The following is a 14206-nucleotide window of genomic DNA, read 5'->3' as shown; positions in this document are numbered from 1 at the left end:
AGAAGGAGCGAGACGACATGGGTCGGCCGGATGAGGGCCACGACGCGCAACGGTCGAAGGAGCAGTCGGTGAACGCCACCCCGGCCGAGCCGACCGAGGCGGAACTCGACAAGATGTCGCGCGACGAACTGGTCAAGCTCGGTACCGAGCGCGACGGCGTGGACGTCGCCTACCGCCGCGAGCGCTTCCCGATCCCGGGCACCAGGGCGGAGAAGCGCGCCGAGCGCGCGGTGACCTTCTGGTTCGCCGTGTCCGGCATCGCGGCCGCGGCGCTGGTCGGCGTGTTCCTGTTCTGGCCGTGGGAGTTCAAGGGCAAGGACGAGGAGGGCCACGGGCTCTACTCGCTGTTCACCCCGCTGGTCGGCCTCACCTTCGGCATCTCGGTGCTGGTCATCGGCGTAGCGGTGGTGTTGATCCGCAAGCTGTTCATCCCCGCCGAGCTGTCCATCCAGGAGCGGCACGACGGTCCGTCGCCGGAGGTCGAGCGCCGCACACTGGTCGCCGAGCTGCAGGACGCGCTGGACACCTCCACGCTGGGGCGTCGCAAGATGATCACCCGCACCGCGGGCGCGGGCGTCGGCGTGCTCGGTATCGGCGCACTGCTGGTGTTCGTCGGCGGCTTGATCAAGAACCCGTGGGCCAAGGGCGACAAGTCGCCGCTGTGGGTCTCCGGCTGGACCCCGGACTTCCCGGGCGAGACCATCTACATCCGCCGCGACACCGGTCGCCCGGAGGACGTGGTGCTGGTGCGTCCGGAGGACCTGGACGCGGGCGCCATGGAGACGGTGTTCCCGTGGAAGGAGAAGTGGCGCGGAGACGAGCACGCGACGCTGCAGTCGCTGCGCGGCATCCGCAACGCCGTCATGCTGATCCGCCTGCGCACCGAAGACGCGCAGAAGGCGATCAAGCGCAAGGGTCAGGAGAGCTTCAACTACGGCGACTACTTCGCCTACTCGAAGATCTGCACCCACCTCGGCTGCCCGACCTCGCTGTTCGAGCAGCAGACCAACCGGATCCTCTGCCCCTGCCACCAGTCGCAGTTCTCCGCGACCGAGTGGGGCAAGCCGGTCTTCGGTCCCGCCGCTCGCGCGCTGCCGCAGCTGCCGATCACCGTCAACGCTGAGGGCTTCCTGGTCGCCAACGGCGACTTCATCGAGCCGCTCGGCCCGGCCTACTGGGAGCGCCGTTCATGAGTCCTTCAGTCGCAGCCCAAGCCAGCGAGGCGGACGAGCGCTACCGCGCCGCCGCGTTCATGAAGCGGTCGATCAACAAGGTCTTCCCGACACACTGGTCGTTCCTGCTCGGCGAGATCGCGCTCTACAGCTTCATCATCCTGCTGCTGTCGGGCGTCTACCTGACCCTGTTCTTCGACCCGTCGATGAGCGAGGTCGTCTACAACGGCGCCTACCAGCCGCTGCGCGGCGTGACCATGTCGCGGGCGTACGAGACCGCGCTGAACATCACCTTCGAGGTCCGCGGCGGCCTGTTCGTCCGGCAGGTCCACCACTGGGCGGCGCTGCTGTTCGCGGCGTCGATCATCATCCACCTGTTCCGGATCTTCTTCACCGGCGCGTTCCGCAAGCCGCGTGAGGCGAACTGGGTGATCGGCTCGCTGCTGCTGATCCTGGCGATGTTCGAAGGCTTCTTCGGCTACTCGCTGCCCGATGACCTGCTCTCCGGCACCGGCCTGCGGGCCGCGTTCGGCGGCATCACGATGAGCATCCCGATCATCGGCACCTGGATGCACTGGCTGATCTTCGGCGGCGACTTCCCGGGCGACATCATCATCCCGCGCCTCTACATCGCCCACGTGTTGCTGTTCCCGGGCATCATCCTGGCGTTGATCGCCGCGCACGTGGCGCTGGTGTGGTACCAGAAGCACACCCAGTTCCCCGGTCCCGGCCGCACGGAGAACAACGTGGTGGGCGCGCGCATCGTGCCGGTGTTCGCCGCCGACCAGGGCGCGTTCTTCGCCTTCACCCTCGGCATCGTGGGCATTATGGGCGGCGTGTTCCAGATCAACCCGATCTGGAACCTGGGTCCGTACAACCCGTCGCAGGTGTCGGCGGGTTCGCAGCCGGACTTCTACATGATGTGGACCGACGGCATGGCCCGGTTGATGCCGCCGTGGGAGCTGTACCTGGGCAACTACACCGTCCCCGCGGTGTTCTGGGTCGCGTTGATCATGGGTCTGGTGTTCACCGTGCTGATCGCCTACCCGTGGATCGAGAAGCGGCTGACCGGCGACACCAGCGCGCACCACAACCTGCTGCAGCGTCCGCGAGACGTCCCGGTCCGGACCGCGATCGGCGCGATGGCGATCGCCTTCTACGTGGTGCTGACGCTGTCGTGCGTCAACGACATCGTCGCGCTGAAGTTCGACATCTCGCTGAACGCGACCACCTGGATCGGCCGCATCGGCCTGCTCGTCGCGCCGCCGGTGGCGTACTACCTCACCTACCGGTTCTGCCTGGGTCTGCAGCGCAGCGACCGCGCGGTGCTCGAGCACGGCATCGAGACCGGCGTGATCAAGCGTCTGCCGCACGGTGAGTACATCGAGGTGCACCAGCCGCTCGGCCCGGTCGACGACCACGGCCACCCGATCCCGCTGGAGTACCAGGGCGCCCCCGTGCCCAAGAAGATGAACCAGCTCGGTTCGGCCGGCAGCCCCGGCACCGGCAGCTTCCTGCGGCCCGACCCGCAGGAGGAGAGCGACCGGAACTTCGAGATCGATCACGAAGAAGAGCACAAGCAGCTGAAGGTGCTGCAACGAGTGCAGGAGGCGGCGAACGGCAAGAACGGCCACTGACGCCCCCACGCGAACGGCCCCGAGTCGAATCGACTCGGGGCCGTCGTGCGTCATGCCGCGGATGTCACAGGCGGGGCGTCGCCCGCCGCGCGGCCTCGATGGCTTCGAACTTCGCGAGGTTGTGGCGGGCGTCGGCCAGCGCGTCGTGCGCGTCCGGCGGGATGGGCGGAAGTTCCGGGCGGCCGTGCGCCTCCCAGTGCTGGCGCAACTCGTTGGTGTAGCGCGGCAGCGCGTTGGGCAGGTCGACCATGGAACCCCACAGTTGACACAGGGCGACGTGGTCGTAGGCCGAGACCCATGCCCACAGCTCCGGTTGCACCGTCGGCCGCGGCACCAGGAACGCGTACAACTCGTCCCGGATCTGGGTGCGGCTGCGCCACAGCGGCGAGGAGGGCGAAGGCAACTGGGGCAGCACGAATTTGCGCACCCATGGCCCCGCACGTCCGGCATCGAATTCGGTGGACACCGCGTAGTACTCCCTGCCGTCCTCGCAGGCGACGCCGATGGAGACCAAATCGATGGTCACACCGTCCTCGATGAATTCGCAGTCGTAAAAATATCGCAGCGAGATCGGTCTCTCCTCGGCTTCCGGTGCCGTCGCGGCAGGTGAAGGGTTTCCCGGCAACCCTATGGTGACGTGTGCCGAGTGTCGCGCAAGGGTCCATACGGTGGAGATTTTCGCCACCTCGGTGCCGGAATCCACCACTACCACCGGGTATCCCCACGGGGCGAACGGTCCGTATTCTGAAGTCGTGAACTGGACCGTCGACGTACCCATCGATCGCCTGCCGGAACTGCCGCCGCTGCCCGCCGAGCTGCGCAGGCGGCTGGACGACGCGCTGGCGCGACCTGCGCTGCAGCAGCCGTCCTGGGATCCGGAACAGGCGGCCAAGATGCGCACCGTACTGGAGAGCGTGCCGCCGATCTGCGTGCCCGCCGAAGTGGAAGAGCTGCGCGCTCAGCTGGCCGAGGTCGCCCGCGGCGAAGCGTTCCTCATGCAGGGCGGTGACTGCGCGGAGACGTTCGCCGACAACACCGAGCCGCACATTCGCGGCAACATTCGCACGTTGCTGCAGATGGCGGTCGTGCTGACCTATGGTGCGAGCCTGCCGGTGGTGAAGGTCGCGCGGATCGCAGGCCAATACGCCAAGCCGCGCTCCTCCGACACCGATTCGCTCGGCCTCAAGTCCTATCGGGGCGACATGGTGAACTCGCTGGCCGCCGATGCGGCGCTGCGCGAGCACGACCCGTCGCGCCTGGTCCGGGCCTACGCGAACGCGAGCGCCGCGATGAATCTGGTGCGCGCGCTGACCGGCGCGGGCATGGCCGACCTGCACAAGGTGCACGACTGGAACCGCGACTTCGTGGCCAAGTCGCCCGCCGGTGCGCGCTACGAGGCGCTGGCCGAGGAGATCGACCGCGGCCTTGCCTTCATGACCGCGTGCCGGGTGAACGATCCGAGCCTGAAAGCGGCCCGCATCTACGCCAGTCACGAGGCGCTCGTGCTGGACTACGAGCGCGCCATGCTGCGGCTGAGCGAGAACGCGATCGGCGAGCCGGTGCTCTACGACCTGTCGGCGCACTTCCTGTGGATCGGCGAGCGCACCCGCCAGCTCGACGGCGCGCACATCGCGTTCGCGGAGCTGGTCGCCAACCCGATCGGCCTGAAGATCGGCCCGTCCACCACGCCCGAGCAGGCCGTGGAATACGTGGAGCGGCTCGACCCGAACAACGAGCCGGGACGGCTGACCATCGTCTCCCGCATGGGCCACACCAAGGTCCGCGACGTACTGCCGCCCATCATCGAGAAGGTGCAGGCCACCGGTCACCAGGTGATCTGGCAGTGCGACCCGATGCACGGCAATACGCACGAGGCGTCCACCGGCTTCAAGACCCGCCACTTCGACCGCATCGTCGACGAGGTGCAGGGCTTCTTCGAGGTGCACCACGCGCTCGGCACGCACCCCGGCGGCATGCACATCGAACTGACCGGCGAGGACGTCACCGAATGCCTCGGCGGCGCCCAGGACATCTCCGACCTGGACCTGTCCGGCCGCTACGAAACCGCCTGCGACCCCCGGCTGAACACCCAGCAGTCGCTGGAGCTGGCGTTCCTCGTCGCCGAGATGCTGCGCTGAGTTCCTGAGGCCGGGCCGCGCGGTCGACTCCGATCCGCGGGCCGGTCCGCTAGGGGAGGGCGACGATGGTGACGGTGTCGCCCGCCTCGAGATTGACCCCGATAGCCGGGGTCTGGGAGACCACCAGCGAGCTGTCCGCCCGGGCCAGCTGCTTCACCTCGACCTGCAGGCCGAGGCTCTCCAGTTTGGCGCGGGCGTTGGCCACGGTCCATCCGCGCACGTCCGGCATCTTCAACGCGTTGGAGATCAGCAGGACGACGCCGTCGCCGGATTGGATGGTGGCGCCGGCGCCCGGCTGGGTGCCGATGGCTTTGTCCGCTTCGATGGCGCGGTCGAACTGCGGTTTGGTCTCGCGGATCGCGATGCCGGCGGCGCTGAGGATCTTGGTGGCCTCCTCGGTCGACTTGCCGCGGACGTCGGGAACCTTCACGGGTTGGGATCCCTTGCTGCGGTAGACCTTCACCTGCGCGCCGAGCGGCAGCACGGTGCCGGGCCTCGGCTCCACCCGGGCGACCGTCCCCTTGGGCGCGGTGTTGCCCTCCTCACCGGCGTCCACCGGTTGCAGCCCGTTGTCCCGGATCAACTGGTTGACCTTCGACACCTGGTCACCGGCTTTGACGTCCGGCACCTTGGGCTTGCCGTTGGAGACCAGGACGGCGACCGTGGACCCCTTGGTGATCTTGGATCCGGCGGACGGGTCGCTGCCGACCACGCCGCCGACCGGGATCGTGTCGGACGCCTTCTGCCGGATCTCGGTCTCGAACCCGGCGTTCTCCAGCGTGGCGACCGCCTTGTCGGTGTCCAGACCGGCGATCGGCGGCACCGCCGTGTACCGGCCGACACCCAGCCACCAGCCGCCGATGCCGACCAGCAACGTGAGAACCGCGACAATGGCCACCCACATCCACACCGTGCGCCGGGACCGGTTGAGTTCGTCGGCGTAGGGCGAATACGGCGGCGCGGGATGGGGCTGACGCACCGGTTGCGGCCGGTCGTAATTCTCCGGGATGTGGTCGACGCGGGGCCGCTGCGCGGTGACCACCCTGGTGTGCTGCACCGTCTGCGGCGGATGCTGCTCGTGGGCCGATGCCCCGGCGAAGCCAGGCCGGTCGTCGGGGTCCGGCGGAACGGCTCGGTAGCCGGCGCTGAGATGCTCGGCGGACTCCTGCGGCGCAGGCACCCGATACGGGGGCAGGTGCAGCGCGGCGCCGATCTGCCGCAGGGCGGCCGCCATCTCGTTCGCATCCGTGAACCGGTGCGCGGGTTCGCGCGCGGTGGCCTTGGCGACCAGTTCGTCGAACTCCGGCGGCACCCCGGAGATGAAGCCGCTCGGACTGGGTACATCGTTCTCGATGCGTTGATACGCCACCGAGATCGACGTGTCACCGGTGAACGGCACCCGGCCGGTGAGCATTTCGAAGATCAGCAGGCCGAAGGAGTACACGTCGCTGCGCGAGTCGGCGGAGCCGCTGGTGACCTGCTCGGGTGAGAGGTAGGCGGCGGTGCCGAGGATGACGCTCGCCGACGTGGTGTTCGCCGCCGCTACCGCGCGCACCAAGCCGAAGTCGGCGATCTTCACCTCACCCGCATCGGAGATCAGTACGTTCTCCGGTTTGATGTCGCGGTGCACCAGGCCCGCGGAGTGCGCGACGCCGATCGCCGCGAGGACCGGCTCGGCGACGGCGCGTACCGCGTGCGGGGGCATGGGGCCGCGTTCGCGCAGCAGCTCACGCAGGGTGCCGCCCTCGACCAGCTCCATGATCAGGAAGGGGTGATCGCCGTCGACGCCTTGGTCGTACACCGCGACCAGCGAAGGATGCTTGAGTTTGGCGACCGCGCGCGCCTCGAACTCGAACCGGGAAAGGAACTGCGGGTCGCCGGCGAACTTCGGATCCATCACCTTGATGGCGACCGGCCGGTCGAGGCGGGTGTCCACCCCGCGGAAGACCATCGACATTCCGCCGCGGGCGATCGGCGCATCGATCCGATAGCGCCCTTCGAGCATCTGGCCGATCAAGAGAAGTCCTCCGGCTTTCACATAGTCGGCCGCTCCGTGCGGCCCCCACGATGGTATCGACTCCCACCAGCCCGGGTGTCTCACGACGTGCGGCGCGGGACCGTCTACCGTTGTCCGGGTGAGTGCATTTCCCTGCAGTGACGACGTCCTTCCGCAGTCGGTGGCCCTGGTGCCGCTGCCGGAGGTGGCCGAGCGACTCGGACTGGTGGTGACCCGGGTGCATCAGATGCTGCGCGATCATCAGCTGATCGCTGTTCGCAGAGGCGGCGTGGCGGGCGTCCCCGAGCGGTTCTTCGACGACACCGGTGCGGTCGTGAAGCCGCTGCCGGGCCTGATCACGGTGATGCGCGATGCCAAGTACACCGACGAGGAGATCCTGGAGTGGATCTTCACCGACGACGAGACCCTGCCCGGCAAGCCGGTCGACGCCCTGCACGGACCCCTGGCCCGCGAAGTGCTGCGCCGGGCGGCCGCCGACCCGTTCTGAGTTCCGGCGGTCCTCAGCGGGGGAGTCGGCTGCGGAGGGCGGCGGTGGTGAATTCGGTGGCGGCCACGCGGAGGCGGTGGCGGCGGGGGACGACGGCGCGGTGGCCGAAGACGGCGTAGTCGCTGTGTTCGATGTGGCGCAGGATGTCGGCGTACAGGGTGGCCGCAGTGCGGATGGCGGGGCGGACCCGGGGTTCGAGCAGGTCGATGCCCGGTTCGGCGCGGCGGTAGAGATCCCGGTTGACCGCGATGAGGTGGGCGAGGGCGCGGCGCACGCGCGGATCGGTCCGGCCGGTGCGGCGGCACTCGAACAGCAGATCGTCGTCGACGCCGAACGCCGCGAGGGCGTCGGCGGGCAGGTAGACCCGGTCGCGGTCGAGATCCTCCGCGACGTCGCGCAGGAAGTTGGTCAGCTGGAACGCCTCGCCCAGCGCGGCGGCGGCGGGCTCGGCCTCGGTCAGCGGGACGACCGTGCCGAGCACGGGTAGCAGCTGCAATCCGATCGCGGCCGCCGAGCCGCGCATGTAGTCGCGCAGCTGGGCCATGGTGGCGTAGCGATCGCGGAAGGCCGGGGCGCCGGGCGCGTCCATGCGCATGGAGTCCAGGAACGTCCAGAAGTGCTGTGCCGCGATGCCGTAGCGGTGGATGGTGTGGCTGACGGCGGCCAGAACGAGGACGCGCGGCCGCGGGCTCGCTGCCCGGTCGGTTCCGTGCTGCGGGCTGGGTGCCGCGGGCGCGGCCGCGCCGACGGACGATCCGAGTGCGGCCCGCAGATCCCGCTCGATCAGGTCGAGCTCCGCCGCGGGGTCGTGATCGGGCGTCGCGGCGGGACGGCCCGTTCGGTCGACGACGTCGTCCACCATGCGCGCGAACGCGTACAGCGCGTGCACGGCGGGCCGTCGCTCGGCCGACAGCAGCCGGGTGGCGAGGAAATAGGTGCGCCCGTGCGTGGCGGCGATCTGCCTGCACTCGCGGTAGGCGAGCGGGAGCAGGGCGGATCCGGGTAGCCCGCCTTCGGTCATGGGGCGGCGGGCGAAGCGGTGGCCTCGCCGGGCGTGTCCGCGACCGAGTTCGGCGGCGCGGTGCGCAGGCGCAGCGGGTCCACGGTGCGCAGCGACAGCGCCGCCACGCCCGCGGCGAAGGTGGCGGCGACGACGTGCCAGAAGTTGTACAGGCCGATCGAACCGTCCGGCTGGAAGACGAGCATCAGCCAGGTGCACACGCCTACCAGCGCCATCAGCGTGGTGGTGGACAGCGCGAAACCGGCGGCCAGCGCCAGTGGCCAGGAGTAGTACCAGGGCAGCGCGGCGGGCGAGAGGATGACGATGGCGACGAACGCGATGAGGATGCCGAGCACCGCTTCCCGCTCGCTGTGCCGGAACCGCCACCAGGTCAAGGCCAGCACCGCGACCAAGGCCAGCGCGCACAGGGCGCGGGTGACCTCGAGCACCGATTCCAGGCGCAGCGGAGTGATCCAGGTGATCGCATGCGCCATCACGGTGGGCAGCGAGAGCCAGTTGATGATCTTTTTCGACCCGGACAGCGCGGTGAGCCAGCCGATGCCGACGCCTGCGATGGCCGAGGCGGCGACGAAGACGACCGCGAACACGCTCAGACCGAGCCCCGCGATCTTGCCGAACATCAGCGCGGGATGCGGCATGTCCTCGGTGGGCTCCGCGGCGTCGCCGGGCCGTTCGCCCGCGGGCAGGTGCTCCGGATCGCGTCCGACCCGCTGCGCGGCGCGGCGCTCGCGTTCGTGCAGCATCCAGATCCAGACCAGGAACGGCAGCGCCACACCCGCGGTCGCCTTGATGGCCACGCCGATCGCGACGACGACGATGCCCGCCACGTGGTGGCGCTCCAGCACGAGGGCGATGCCCGCGCACATCAGGCCGACCATCAGCATCTCGTTGTGCACGCCGCCGATCAGGTGGATCAGCACCAGCGGGTTGAGCACCGCCAGCCACAGCGCGACGGTCGGCTTGCCGCCGAGATGCTTGGTCAGATAGGGCACCGCCCACATCATCAGCGCCAGGCCGGGCAGCATGACCAGGCGCATCGCGATGGTGCCCGCCACCACGTTGTCGCCGGTGACGGCGGTGATCGCGCGTCCGAGCAGCAGGAAGACCGGCCCGTAGGGGGCGGTGGTGGTGGTCCACACCGGGCTGACGTTGTCCAGCAGCACGCCGGGGTTGGCGACCGGTCCGACCTGATAGGGGTCGAAGCCGTCGCGCAGCAGCGCGCCCTGGGCGAGATACGAGTACGCGTCGCGGCTGAACATCGGTACGGCGAACAGCAGCGGCGCGATCCAGATGCCGACGATGGCGCGTAGTTCGTTGAGCGTCACCTCGGCGCCGATCCGGTCGCCCGTCCCGATCGTGGCGCGCCCGAGCCGGACCCAGGCGGTGATCATGAGCAGCACGCCGATCCAGATGCAGATGGTCGACAGCGCGTAACCGTGCCCGAACCGAAGCCAGGACAGGTGCATGGCCTCCAGCAGCGGGTCGCGCTTGCGGACGCTGCCGGCGCCGAAGCCGCCGAACATGATCATGATCGCGCCGAAGAAGCCGAGCAGGGCGGCATGGCCCTCCGGGCTTCTGGCGAAGTCGGCGCTGGTGCGCATCCACCAAAGAAAACCGCGGGGATCGGCCGATTCGCGACGTGCGGAGGCGAGTGACGAGGTGCGGGTGTCACCGGCGGAGGCGGCCTCAGCGGTGCGCGTTTCGGGGGATGCCATCTGGTGTCGGTCCCCCCGAGTGGTCGGCGGTCGCAACCGCGAGCGAATAGGTCGGCGCTTAGTTTACGGCGTCGCCTCGAACACTATCCGGCTGGTGCGCGGGGTCGCACGCGGAGTGCGCCCGAGTTCGCCCGCGATACGGTTTGCCGCCAGTTTCCCGGAGAGCAGGGAGGTTGGCACGCCCACACCTGGCGTGGTGCCGCAACCGGCGATAACCACATTGTCGCTGGAGCGCGGGAAATTACTCGGCCGGAAGGGGCCGGTCTGCCGGAAGAGATGGGCCGCGGAGAACGGCGTGCCCGCGAGCATGCCGTGGTCGAGCCAGGTCCGCGGCGTGTCGAGCCGGTCGACGGCGAAGTGCTCGGCGATGCCCCGGTAGCCGCGCGCTTCCAGCACCGTGAGCAGCTCCCGGAGATAGGCCGGTCCCAGTCGCGGCCAATCCAGCGGAGCCGCTGTGAGATTCGGGCACGGCGCCAGTAAGGAGAACGGTTCGTGGCGTCCGTCCGGGCGTTCGATGAACTGGCCCGGATCGGTGAGGGCGGGCCGGGTCAGCAGCAGCGAGGGGTCGCTCATCAGCGTGCCGCGGCCCCGGCGGGCGGTGATCTCGGCGAACGTGCGGTCCCACGCCTGCCCGAATTCGATGGTGTGGTGCGCCTGCACCGGCCAGTCCGCCGCGACCGCGGCGGGGACGGTGCCGTGCGCGACGAGCGCCGACGGTGAGGCGCGCAGCCAGCGCCGGGTCCGCACACCGAAGCGGTCGAGCGAGCCGAGGTCGGCGGTGAGCACGAGCGCGTCGCAGTCGAACGAGCGCCCGTCGGCGGTGCGGGCGCGGCGGGCGCGCCGGCCCGCGTAGTCGATCCCGACCACTTCGGCGTTCAGTTCCAGCGTGCCGCCCGCTTCGGTGAACGCCTGCGCCAGTGCCCCGGCGATCGCCCGCATACCGCCCTCGGGGAAGTAGACGCCCAGCGAAGTGTCCATATGCGGAATCGCGCCGTAGACGGCGAGAGCCTGCGCGGGCGGCATGCCCGCGTACAGCGCCTGGAAGGTGAACAGCCGCGCCAGGCGCGGATCGCGCAGGAACCCGCGCACCCGGGGGCCGAGCCTGCCGAAGCCGCCGAGGCGCACCAATTCGATCAGCGCGCGGCGCTTTTCGGGGCTGCGCACCATATCCAGCGGCGAGTCGAAGTTGGTGTCCATGAATTCGGTGAATTCGGCCGCGTAGATGCGCGCCAGCCAGGCGCGCAGGCGCCGGTATCCCCGTGCCTCGGCCGGACCGCAGATCCGCTCGACCTCCGCGGCCATCGCGTCCGGATCGGCGAAGACCCTGATCTCGGCGCCGTCGGCGAACCGGGCGTGATAGCCCGGCGTCATCCGGTGGATGCGCAGGGGAGGCACGCAGGTCTCCGGGGCGCGGCCGACGGCGGCGAGCGCGTCGGTGATCAGCTCGGGCAGCGTGAGGACGGTGGCGCCGGAATCGATGTCGTAGTCCGCGCCCCGATAGCGCCCCACCCGGCCGCCGGGATGATCGGCGCGCTCGAGCAGCGTCACCGTGTGACCAGCCCCGGTCAGATAGAGGGCGGCGGAGAGGCCGGCCAAGCCCGCGCCGACCACCACGACGCGATCGGCCGGTCCCGCAACGGTTCTCACCGGGTTCGCCTCCTCGCCCTGCGATGTGCCGCGCTCACGCGGTGCGCTTGGTCGCGGCCAGCGCCATCGCGCGCAGCCGTTCCTTGGCCACCGCGGTCGCCGAGCTGGTCTCGATGGCGGCCAGGCCGCTGTCGGTGAGCTCGGTGATCCGGCGTTCCACCTCGTCGACCGCGCCGAGTTCGACGAGCAGCGCGCGCAGCCGCTGCACCTGCTGCGCGTCCAGGTCGGTGCCGATGCTCGAGCGCAGCAGCGCGGCCGCGGCGGCATCGGTCTCGTCGGCGCAGCGCAGCGCCTCGGCCAGCAGCACGGTGCGCTTGCCCTCGCGCAGGTCGTCGCCGGACGGCTTGCCGGTCACCGCCGGATCGCCGAACACGCCGAGCAGGTCGTCGCGCAGCTGGAAGGCGATCCCGATGGCGGTGCCGAACCGGCGGTACGCGTCGATCAGCCCCTGGTCGGCGGCGGCGATGGCGGCGCCGAGGTGCAGCGGGCGTTCGACGGTGTAGGCGGCGGTCTTGTAGCGGTTGATGCGCAGCGCGGCTTCGACCGATTCGTCGCCGCCCGCCTCGCCGCTGACGTCGAGCAGCTGGCCGCCGAGCACCTCGGTGCGCATGTCGGCCCACACCGGCGCGAACCGGGCGATGGCCGCGGGCGCCAGGCCGGACGCGTGCACCATGTCGTCGGCCCAGGACAGCGCCAGATCGCCGATCAGGATGGCCACGCTGGTGCCGAAGTGCGCCGCGTCGCCGGCCCACCCGCGGTCCCGATGACGCTGCTCGAAGTCGACGTGGACGGTGGGGAAGCGGCGACGGGTCCGGGAGGAATCGATGATGTCGTCGTGGACCAGCGCGCAGGCCTGCACCAGCTCGAGCGCGGAGCACGCGGTGAGCACCGCGGCGGCCTCGGGCGCGTGCGGGTCGCCGCCCGCTCCGAGCCACCCGGTCCACGCGAACGCGGGCCTGGTGCGTTTTCCGCCGCGCAGCACGAACTGCTCGAGCGCGTCGGTGGCCTCGACGAACACCGGGCCGAGGCGCTCGGTCGTCGGGCGGCGGGTGTCGAAGAAACTGGTCAGGGCGTCTTCCACGGCGGTGACGAAGGCGGGGGTGCCCGGCTGCGGCACCGCGGGGCGCGGCGTCTGAGTACCGGTTGCGGCGGACAGAGGAGCCTCCAAGGTCGTGCGGATGGTGGACGCGCTGGGTCGCGGAGGGTGCCCGGGCGCTGCGGGTGATTCGGGGCCGAGCGGAGGCGGGCGCGCGTGTCGCTCGGCGTGGCGACCATATCGCCCGCTGCGAAGAATACGCGGGGCGCCCGAGCGACCCGACGGGGCCGCCACCGGCCACCTCTACACTGAACCGGTGACTTTCGACAACGTGCGGGGAAGCTCGACCCCTGGCCGGCCGTCCCGGACGCACCCGAACGTCTCTGGCACACCTTCGGTCGTACAGAGTCTGCGGGCTCACGCGGGGCACGCGGTGCCCTTCTCCGTGGAGTTCAATCCGCCCCGCGACGCGGCCGCCGAGGCGCGGCTGTGGCGCGCCGTGCGGCAATTCGAGTGCATGCATCCCGCGTTCGTGTCGATGACCTACGGCGCGGGCGGCTCCACGCGCGACCGCACCGTCCGCGTGACCGGGGAACTGGCGCAGGAGACCACGCTGTTGCCGGTCGCGCACCTCACCGCGGTGGGGCACAGCGTCGCCGAACTGCGCTCGCTGGTCGGCGCGTACGCCGACTCCGGGATCCGCAACATCCTGGTGCTGCGCGGCGACCCGCCCGGTGACCCACTGGGGGAGTGGCACCGGCATCCCGAGGGTGTCTCCTACGCCGAGGAACTGGTGCGCATCGTGCGCGATCTCGGCGATTTCCACGTGGGCGTGGCGTCGTTCCCGCAGGGCCATCATCGATCGCCGGACCTGGCGACCGACACCGCGTTCCTGGCCGCGAAACTGCGTGCGGGAGCGGAATATTCGATCACCCAGATGTTCTTCGACGTGGAGCACTACCTGCGCATGCGGGATCGGCTCGTGGCGCTGGACCCGATCGAAGGCGCCAAGCCGATCATTCCCGAGCTGATGCCCATCACGTCGCTGCGCACGGTGCAGCGCGCCGAGGAGTTGTGCGGCAGGCCGCTGCCTCCCGCGGTCATGGAGCGGCTGCGCAAGGCGGCGGGCGACGGTGGCGAGGAGAACACCGCGGCGGTGCGCGCGGCGGGCATCGAGATCGCCACGGAGATCGCCCAGCGGCTGATCGATGAGGGCGCTCCGTGCCTGCACTTCATCACGCTGAACTTCGCCAAGGCGACCAGTGAGGTGCTGACCAACCTCGGCTACGGCGTCACGGCCGCTCCGGTCGGCGTCTGAGTTCTCCCGTCGCGGGCA

General features: G+C 70.1%; 11 protein-coding genes. 5 read left to right on the top strand and 6 right to left on the bottom strand.

From position 1 onward, the window contains the following. Window positions 1-17: 17 nt before the first annotated feature. Together qcrA and qcrB are read left to right on the top strand one after the other, a co-directional pair. Window positions 18-1193, top strand: a complete 1176-nt coding sequence (qcrA, locus tag NNI01S_RS12605) for a cytochrome bc1 complex Rieske iron-sulfur subunit (protein WP_063020468.1) — start codon at window positions 18-20, stop codon at window positions 1191-1193. Continuing rightward, entirely contained in the window at window positions 1190-2809 is a 1620-nt protein-coding gene (qcrB, locus tag NNI01S_RS12600; RefSeq protein WP_063020254.1) for a cytochrome bc1 complex cytochrome b subunit, read from the top strand. Before qcrA ends, qcrB begins: the two co-directional genes overlap by 4 nt. Before the next feature lie 64 nt (window positions 2810-2873). On the opposite strand, the gene NNI01S_RS12595 is transcribed toward qcrB, so the two are convergent. Next, the gene (locus tag NNI01S_RS12595) at window positions 2874-3374 is read right to left on the bottom strand and encodes a polyadenylate-specific 3'-exoribonuclease AS (RefSeq protein WP_063020466.1); all 501 of its coding nucleotides are present in this window, start codon (window positions 3372-3374) and stop codon (window positions 2874-2876) included. A gap of 187 nt (window positions 3375-3561) precedes the next feature. Between NNI01S_RS12595 and NNI01S_RS12590 the strand changes: the two genes are divergently transcribed. Further along, window positions 3562-4947, top strand: coding sequence for a class II 3-deoxy-7-phosphoheptulonate synthase (locus NNI01S_RS12590; protein WP_063020465.1), 1386 nt, complete (start codon window positions 3562-3564; stop codon window positions 4945-4947). A 49-nt stretch (window positions 4948-4996) separates the two neighbouring features. Here NNI01S_RS12590 and pknB read toward each other — a convergent pair whose 3' ends face one another. After that, on the bottom strand, window positions 4997-6964 hold the full coding sequence (pknB, locus tag NNI01S_RS12585; protein ID WP_218019188.1) for a Stk1 family PASTA domain-containing Ser/Thr kinase: 1968 nt from the start codon (window positions 6962-6964) through the stop codon (window positions 4997-4999). Window positions 6965-7082: 118 nt separating this feature from the next. Here pknB and NNI01S_RS12580 point away from each other — a divergent pair, with 118 nt between their 5' ends. Beyond that, window positions 7083-7451 carry an Rv2175c family DNA-binding protein gene (locus NNI01S_RS12580; RefSeq protein WP_063020253.1) on the top strand — a complete coding sequence of 123 codons (369 nt, stop codon included), beginning with the start codon at window positions 7083-7085 and terminating at the stop codon, window positions 7449-7451. Window positions 7452-7464: 13 nt separating this feature from the next. Here NNI01S_RS12580 and NNI01S_RS12575 read toward each other — a convergent pair whose 3' ends face one another. The 4 genes from NNI01S_RS12575 to NNI01S_RS12560 all read right to left on the bottom strand — a co-directional run bounded on the left by NNI01S_RS12575 (window position 7465) and on the right by NNI01S_RS12560 (window position 13002). Then, complete coding sequence (locus tag NNI01S_RS12575) at window positions 7465-8472, bottom strand: phytoene/squalene synthase family protein (RefSeq protein ID WP_063020252.1); 1008 nt, start codon at window positions 8470-8472, stop codon at window positions 7465-7467. After that, window positions 8469-10187 carry an alpha-(1->6)-mannopyranosyltransferase A gene (locus NNI01S_RS12570; RefSeq protein ID WP_063020251.1) on the bottom strand — a complete coding sequence of 573 codons (1719 nt, stop codon included), beginning with the start codon at window positions 10185-10187 and terminating at the stop codon, window positions 8469-8471. The genes NNI01S_RS12575 and NNI01S_RS12570 overlap by 4 nt, the downstream gene beginning before the upstream one ends. A gap of 63 nt (window positions 10188-10250) precedes the next feature. Then, a complete protein-coding gene (gene crtI / locus NNI01S_RS12565) occupies window positions 10251-11834 on the bottom strand; it encodes a phytoene desaturase family protein (protein WP_063020250.1) in 1584 nt (527 codons plus the stop codon). A 34-nt stretch (window positions 11835-11868) separates the two neighbouring features. Then, complete coding sequence (locus NNI01S_RS12560; RefSeq protein ID WP_063020249.1) at window positions 11869-13002, bottom strand: polyprenyl synthetase family protein; 1134 nt, start codon at window positions 13000-13002, stop codon at window positions 11869-11871. A 184-nt stretch (window positions 13003-13186) separates the two neighbouring features. Between NNI01S_RS12560 and NNI01S_RS12555 the strand changes: the two genes are divergently transcribed. After that, window positions 13187-14188 (top strand): methylenetetrahydrofolate reductase, encoded by a 1002-nt coding sequence (locus NNI01S_RS12555; protein ID WP_084488753.1) that lies wholly within the window; start codon window positions 13187-13189, stop codon window positions 14186-14188. Window positions 14189-14206: the final 18 nt, after the last annotated feature.

The sequence above is a fragment of the Nocardia niwae NBRC 108934 = DSM 45340 genome (assembly GCF_001613465.1).
Classification (GTDB): Bacteria; Actinomycetota; Actinomycetes; order Mycobacteriales; family Mycobacteriaceae; genus Nocardia; species Nocardia niwae.
Note: the sequence above shows the minus strand (reverse complement) of the source record. Positions and strands in the feature narration are given on the sequence as shown.

Coding starts and splice junctions, on each gene's coding strand:
- qcrA (WP_063020468.1), top strand. CDS start 18: ATGGGTCGGCCGGATGAGGGCCACGACGCGCAACGGTCGAAGGAGCAG.
- qcrB (WP_063020254.1), top strand. CDS start 1,190: ATGAGTCCTTCAGTCGCAGCCCAAGCCAGCGAGGCGGACGAGCGCTAC.
- NNI01S_RS12575 (WP_063020252.1), bottom strand. CDS start 8,472: ATGACCGAAGGCGGGCTACCCGGATCCGCCCTGCTCCCGCTCGCCTAC.
- NNI01S_RS12570 (WP_063020251.1), bottom strand. CDS start 10,187: ATGGCATCCCCCGAAACGCGCACCGCTGAGGCCGCCTCCGCCGGTGAC.